We start from the raw sequence: 6,855 nt of genomic DNA on the forward strand, positions 1-6,855 counted from the left end.
GAGAACACCCCATGCAGCTTTCTTCGCTCACTGCGGTTTCCCCTGTTGACGGCCGCTACGCCGGCAAAACCCAGGCCCTGCGCCCAATTTTCAGTGAGTACGGCTTGATCCGTGCTCGCGTTCTGGTTGAAGTGCGCTGGCTCCAGCGCCTGGCCGCTCACCCAGGCATCAGCGAAGTGCCGGCGTTCTCCGCCGAAGCCAACGCGGTGCTGAACACCCTGGCGGACAACTTCGCTCTGGAGCACGCCGAGCGTGTCAAAGAGATCGAGCGCACCACCAACCACGACGTAAAAGCCATTGAGTACCTGCTCAAAGAGCAAGCGGCCAAGTTGCCGGAACTGGCTGCTGTCAGCGAATTCATCCACTTTGCCTGCACCAGCGAGGACATCAACAACCTGTCCCACGCGCTGATGCTGCGCGAAGGCCGTGATGACGTGATGCTGCCGCTGATGCGCCAGACTGCTGAAGCCATCCGCGAACTGGCCATCCGCTTTGCCGACGTGCCGATGCTGTCGCGTACCCACGGCCAACCAGCCTCGCCGACCACCCTGGGCAAAGAACTGGCGAACGTGGTTTACCGTCTGGAGCGTCAGATCGCTCAAGTCGCTGCCGTTCCGCTGCTGGGCAAGATCAACGGCGCTGTCGGCAACTACAACGCTCACCTGTCGGCCTACCCTGAGATCGACTGGGAAGAAAACGCCCGCGCCTTCATCGAAGACGAGCTGGGTCTTGGCTTCAACCCGTACACCACGCAGATCGAACCGCACGACTACATTGCCGAACTGTTCGACGCGATCGCCCGTTTCAACACCATCCTGATCGACTTCGACCGCGACATCTGGGGCTACATCTCCCTGGGTTATTTCAAGCAGCGCACCATCGCTGGCGAAATCGGTTCGTCGACCATGCCGCACAAGGTCAACCCGATCGACTTCGAAAACTCCGAAGGCAACCTGGGCATCGCCAACGCACTGTTCCAGCATTTGGCGAGCAAGCTGCCGATCTCCCGCTGGCAGCGTGACCTGACCGACTCCACCGTATTGCGCAACCTCGGTGTCGGCTTCGCCCACAGCGTGATCGCGTACGAAGCCAGCCTCAAAGGCATCAGCAAACTGGAGCTCAACGCTCAGAAGATTGCTGCTGACCTGGATGCGTGCTGGGAAGTGTTGGCCGAGCCGATCCAGACCGTGATGCGTCGCTATAACATCGAAAACCCGTATGAAAAGCTGAAAGAGTTGACCCGTGGCAAGGGCATCAGCCCTGAAGCACTGCAAACTTTCATCGACGGCCTGGACATGCCAGCCGCCGCCAAGGCCGAGCTGAAACTGCTCACCCCGGCGAACTACATCGGTAACGCTGTGGCACAAGCCAAACGCATCTGATCGACCGTTTTACCCGTTTGAGACGCCCGGCAGCGCCGGGCGTTTTTATTCCCGTCTGAAAAGTGCTTTTTTTCAATAGGTTACACATGAATCCTGACATTCCTCTTCAACTTCTGGGCGGCATCACGGCGCGCGAATTCCTGCGCGACTACTGGCAGAAAAAACCCCTGCTGATCCGCCAGGCGATTCCTGAATTCGAAAGCCCGATCGATGCCGACGAACTGGCCGGCCTGGCGCTGGAAGAAGAAGTTGAATCGCGCCTGGTGATTGAAAACGGCGAGCGTCCCTGGGAATTGCGTCGCGGCCCATTCGCCGAAGACGAATTCAGCAAACTGCCGGAGCGTGACTGGACCCTGCTGGTTCAAGCGGTTGACCAGTTCGTTCCGGAAGTCGCCGAACTGCTGGAGAACTTTCGCTTCTTGCCGAGCTGGCGCGTCGACGACGTGATGATCAGCTTCGCCGCCCCAGGTGGCAGCGTCGGTCCGCACTTCGACAACTACGACGTGTTCCTGCTGCAGGGTCACGGCAAGCGCAACTGGAAAATCGGCCAGATGTGCGATTCCGAGAGCAAGTTGCTGCAACACGCGGACCTGCGCATCCTCGCTGATTTCGAAGCCACCGATGAGTGGGTCCTGGAACCGGGCGACATGCTCTACCTGCCGCCGCGCCTGGCCCACTGCGGCGTGGCCGTCGATGACTGCCTGACGTACTCGGTCGGCTTCCGCGCGCCAAGCGCCTCTGAAGTGCTGACCCACTTCACCGACTTCCTCAGCCAGTTCCTGTCGGACGAAGAGCGTTACACCGACGCCGACGCCCTGCCTGCGGTTGATCCGCACCAGATCCAGCATGACGCCCTTGATCGCCTCAAAAGCCTGCTGGCCGAGCATATGAGCGACGAGCGTCTGCTGCTGACCTGGTTTGGCCAGTACATGACCGAGCCGCGCTACCCGGAACTGGTGGCGGGTCCGGAAGAGATCGAAGAAGACGATTTGCTCGCGAGCCTGGAGCAAGGCGCGATACTGATCCGCAACCCGAGCGCACGCCTGGCCTGGTCCGAAGTCGATGACGACCTGTTGCTGTTTGCCAGCGGCCAGAGCCGTTATCTGCCGGGCAAGCTGCGCGAGCTGCTGAAAATGATCTGCGCTGCCGACTCCCTGCACAGCGACAACCTGGGCGAATGGCTGAGCGACGAAGACGGTCGCGGCCTGCTGTGCGAACTGATCAAGCAAGGAAGCCTGGGGTTCGCTGATGAATAAAATTCACGTACGTGTCGCAGACTGGCAAAAGGACAACGCCGAGATCCGGCGCATTCGTGAGACGGTGTTCATTGCCGAGCAATCCGTTCCGCCTGAGCTGGAGTGGGATGCCGATGACGCAACGGCGGTGCATTTCCTGGCCTTCGAAGGTGACTTTCCGATTGGCACCGCCCGCCTGCTGCCCGATGGGCACATTGGCCGGGTTTCGGTACTCAAAGACTGGCGCGGTTTGAAAGTCGGCGATGCGCTGATGCAAGCGGTGATCGGTGAAGCCGAGAAACGCGGGTTGCAGCAGCAGATGCTGAGCGCACAGGTCCAGGCCACGGCGTTCTATGAGCGTTTGGGTTTCAGCCTGGTCAGTGAGGAGTTCCTGGAAGCAGGGATTCCGCATGTGGACATGGTGCGGCACTCGGTTTGATAACGAGACGCCCCATTCGCGGGCAAGCCTCGCTCCTACAAGGATCGCACTGAACCTGTAGGAGCGAGGCTTGCCCGCGAAGAGGCCCTGAAGAACACCACAAAACGCCCCGCCATCGACCGATGCCGGGGCGTTTTGCTGTCTACGATTCAACTTGCCCCACGCCGGGCCGACAAACTGGCAATATCAACACTTCAAGATGTCGGAGATAACGGATATGCCCCTACGCACCCTGCTCACCACGCTGCTGCTGACGTGCAGTTTTTCAGCCATGGCAGCCACCGAGATCGTGCCCCTGAACTATCGCACCAGCGCCGATATGCTGCCCATGGCACAGGATTTCATCGGCAAGGACGGCCAGGTCAGCGCCTACGGCAATCAACTGATCGTCAATGCCGATCAGCGCAAGATCGACGAACTTAAGGCCCTGGTCTCCCAACTCGATGTTGCCGCCAAGCGCCTGCTGATCACCGTCGACACCAACGAAAACAACTTCCAGGGCGACCAGGGTTACTCGGTCAACGGCGCCAAGCCGAGCCAGACACGCATCATCAATCGCAGCACCGACAGCCGCGATGGCGGCATCCAGCAGATTCAGGCCAGTGAAGGCGCACCGGCGCTGATTCAGGTCGGCCAGAGCGTACCGCTCACCAGCACTCAGACCGACTCCTACGGTGATCCGCGCAGCCAGACCGAGTACCGCAACGTCACCCAGGGTTTCTATGTCACCGCCAGCGTCACCGGCGACATCGTTCACCTGGCGATCAGTACCAACCGTGACCGCGTGAGCCAGGAACGTCCCGATGTAGTGAATGTGCAAAGTACCGACACAACTGTCACGGGACGCCTGGGCGAGTGGATCACCCTGGCCGGTGTGAACCGTCAGACTCAGGCCGACAAACAGGGCCAGACCCGCAGCTACTCGACTCAGGGCCGGGATGACATGACCCTGCGGGTGAAAGTCGATACTTTGGACTAAACCACCGAAAACTGACTGATTAGTCGTATTAGACCAAAGATGTAGTGCCTAAAAAAAAGCACTACAAAACGTTTGACGATCTAAAAAAGCAAAGGCATGATGGCCTCGCTCCCGCTAATCAGGGGCCCTGGCAAGGGCCTTCGAAGCGCTGCTCGCATCTACCCCGCGAGCCGCTTCGTGTCTGTACCGCCCACAAGGTGTGTTTGACGAGGTTGCCGACTGGAACGAAGTTGTCCCGAGGGACGGAAGCGTAATTAGGTAACCCGGCTCCACACTGAAGTTCGTACCAAGGCCCACGACGCCCGAATGCGCTCGCCAGTTCGCCCTTACCTGCTCACTTCCCCTCGAGCCCATCGTTCATCCCGTCGCCAATCCCGCCGAATCCGACTTGACCACCTAAGCTTCTGGTCAGCGAGCAGCCTCTTACGCCCTTTTCGAAATGCGTATCTGGCAGGAGCAGGAATTTTCCACCCAGACCTATGCGACGAGGTTTATCTCCATGGCACTGACACGCGAACAGCAAATTGCAGCCCTCGAAAAAGATTGGGCTGAAAACCCACGCTGGAAAGGCGTGACACGCGCTTACTCCGCTGCTGACGTCGTCCGCCTGCGTGGCTCGGTTCAACCTGAGCACACCTTTGCAAAACTGGGCGCCGAGAAGCTGTGGAACCTGGTCACCCAGGGCGCCAAGCCATCCTTCCGTCCTGATAAAGATTTCGTCAACTGCATGGGCGCCCTGACCGGCGGCCAGGCTGTACAACAAGTCAAAGCCGGTATCCAGGCGATCTACCTGTCGGGCTGGCAGGTTGCTGCGGACAACAACTCCGCCGAATCGATGTACCCGGACCAGTCGCTGTACCCGGTGGATTCGGTTCCAACCGTGGTCAAGCGCATCAACAACTCGTTCCGTCGTGCCGACCAGATCCAGTGGAAAGCCGGCAAAGGCCCGGGCGACGAAGGTTACATCGACTACTTCGCACCGATCGTGGCTGACGCTGAAGCCGGTTTCGGCGGCGTTCTGAACGCTTACGAGCTGATGAAAAGCATGATCGAAGCAGGCGCCGCCGGCGTTCACTTCGAAGACCAACTGGCTTCCGTGAAAAAATGTGGCCACATGGGCGGCAAGGTACTGGTTCCTACCCAGGAAGCTGTACAGAAGCTGACCGCTGCCCGTCTGGCGGCCGACGTTGCTGGCACGCCGACCATCATTTTGGCTCGTACCGACGCTAACGCGGCTGACCTGCTGACTTCCGATTGCGACCCGTACGACCAGCCATTCGTGACTGGCGAACGCACCCAGGAAGGCTTCTACAAAGTGCGCGCCGGCCTGGACCAGGCGATCGCTCGCGGCCTGGCTTACGCTCCGTACGCCGACCTGATCTGGTGCGAAACCGCCAAGCCAGATCTGGACGAGGCTCGTCGCTTCGCTGAAGCGATCAAAAAGGAATACCCGGACCAACTGCTGTCGTACAACTGCTCGCCTTCCTTCAACTGGAAGAAAAACCTGGACGACGCGACCATCGCCAAGTTCCAGCGCGAACTGTCCGCCATGGGTTACAAGCACCAGTTCATCACCCTGGCCGGCATTCACAACATGTGGCACAGCATGTTCAACCTGGCGCACGACTACGCCCGCAACGACATGACTGCCTACGTGAAGCTGCAAGAGCAAGAGTTCGCTGACGCTTCCAAGGGTTACACCTTCGTGGCTCACCAGCAGGAAGTGGGCACCGGCTACTTCGACGACATGACCACCGTAATTCAAGGTGGCTCGTCTTCGGTGACCGCGCTGACCGGTTCGACTGAAGAAGAACAGTTCCACTGATCTGCTTCGCCTGAGCTAACGGCCGTTGCGGACCGGATAGAAAGCTAACCGCAACGCCGCACATCTGACGCCCCGACTGGTTCGGGGCGTTTTTTTGCCTGCAATTTCCCCCACACCCGTAGGAGCGAGGCTTGCCCGCGAACAATGCGCCGCGGTATTGCAGGAATACCGCGTCATCGTTCTTCGCGGGCAAGCCTCGCTCCTACGGGTGGCGGCGCACTCAAAAAACATTGATCCAGAGCGGTACCGCACGCAAAAAACCGAGGTAAAACGTGCATCGCCGCTACTTGCAGTAACAGCTATATAAGACAACTTCCCACTCACTCACCCGTTAAACAGTTTAAAAACCAAGCCAAACAGCATTGATTATCATTTAGCCACAACTATGTTCGTTACATTCCCTACAAAACAATATTGATGAAAACCCGGCTAATGCCCGCAACGCATGGGCTGCGGGGCTTTGGAGGTACGTTATGTCCTTATTCCATTAAATAATTTCGCTATCTGAATTTTACTTGCACGGTGTTGTGCCATAAAATCAGCGGGATTGATTGCTGCGACATATCGTCACTGCTTTGTTTCTATTCAAGCTCAGAGACCTTTGCTCTCTGTTAAGGATTACCAGCATGCCCGAAGCGACAGGACTCATGGCCCACAACTGGGGCTTTGCCATTTTCCTTCTGGGCGTCGTCGGCCTTTGCGCCTTCATGCTTGGCGTCTCCAGCCTCCTCGGGTCAAAAGCCTGGGGCCGCAGCAAAAACGAACCGTTCGAGTCCGGCATGCTACCTACAGGTGGCGCCCGCTTGCGGCTCTCAGCCAAATTCTATCTGGTCGCGATGCTCTTCGTGATCTTCGATATCGAAGCCCTCTTTCTCTTTGCCTGGTCTGTGTCCGTCCGCGAAAGCGGCTGGACCGGATTCGTCGAAGCTCTCGTTTTCATAGCAATTCTTTTGGCAGGTCTTGTCTACCTGTTCCGAGTGGGCGCCCTTGACTGG

The 6,855-nt window shown here is 58.5% G+C and carries 6 protein-coding genes; all 6 read left to right on the forward strand.

The features are described from left to right. The first annotated feature begins 11 nt into the window (after positions 1-11). Complete coding sequence (gene purB / locus ACIQV9_RS18515) at positions 12-1,382, forward strand: adenylosuccinate lyase (protein WP_403104299.1); 1,371 nt, start codon at positions 12-14, stop codon at positions 1,380-1,382. Between the two features lie 86 nt (positions 1,383-1,468). After that, positions 1,469-2,638 (forward strand): JmjC domain-containing protein, encoded by a 1,170-nt coding sequence (locus ACIQV9_RS18520; protein ID WP_403104301.1) that lies wholly within the window; start codon positions 1,469-1,471, stop codon positions 2,636-2,638. Continuing rightward, positions 2,631-3,056 carry a GNAT family N-acetyltransferase gene (locus ACIQV9_RS18525; protein WP_403104303.1) on the forward strand — a complete coding sequence of 142 codons (426 nt, stop codon included), beginning with the start codon at positions 2,631-2,633 and terminating at the stop codon, positions 3,054-3,056. Before ACIQV9_RS18520 ends, ACIQV9_RS18525 begins: the two co-directional genes overlap by 8 nt. 217 nt (positions 3,057-3,273) lie before the next feature. Beyond that, complete coding sequence (locus tag ACIQV9_RS18530) at positions 3,274-4,035, forward strand: secretin N-terminal domain-containing protein (protein ID WP_403104305.1); 762 nt, start codon at positions 3,274-3,276, stop codon at positions 4,033-4,035. 499 nt (positions 4,036-4,534) lie between these two features. After that, the gene (aceA, locus tag ACIQV9_RS18535) at positions 4,535-5,860 is read left to right on the forward strand and encodes an isocitrate lyase (RefSeq protein ID WP_033057066.1); all 1,326 of its coding nucleotides are present in this window, start codon (positions 4,535-4,537) and stop codon (positions 5,858-5,860) included. 626 nt (positions 5,861-6,486) lie between these two features. Next, positions 6,487-6,855 (forward strand): NADH-quinone oxidoreductase subunit A (locus tag ACIQV9_RS18540; protein ID WP_403104307.1); only part of this gene is annotated, 369 nt, incomplete at its 3' end.

This window comes from Pseudomonas sp. NPDC099000 (genome assembly GCF_044759925.1).
In the GTDB taxonomy this organism is placed as follows: domain Bacteria; phylum Pseudomonadota; class Gammaproteobacteria; order Pseudomonadales; family Pseudomonadaceae; genus Aquipseudomonas.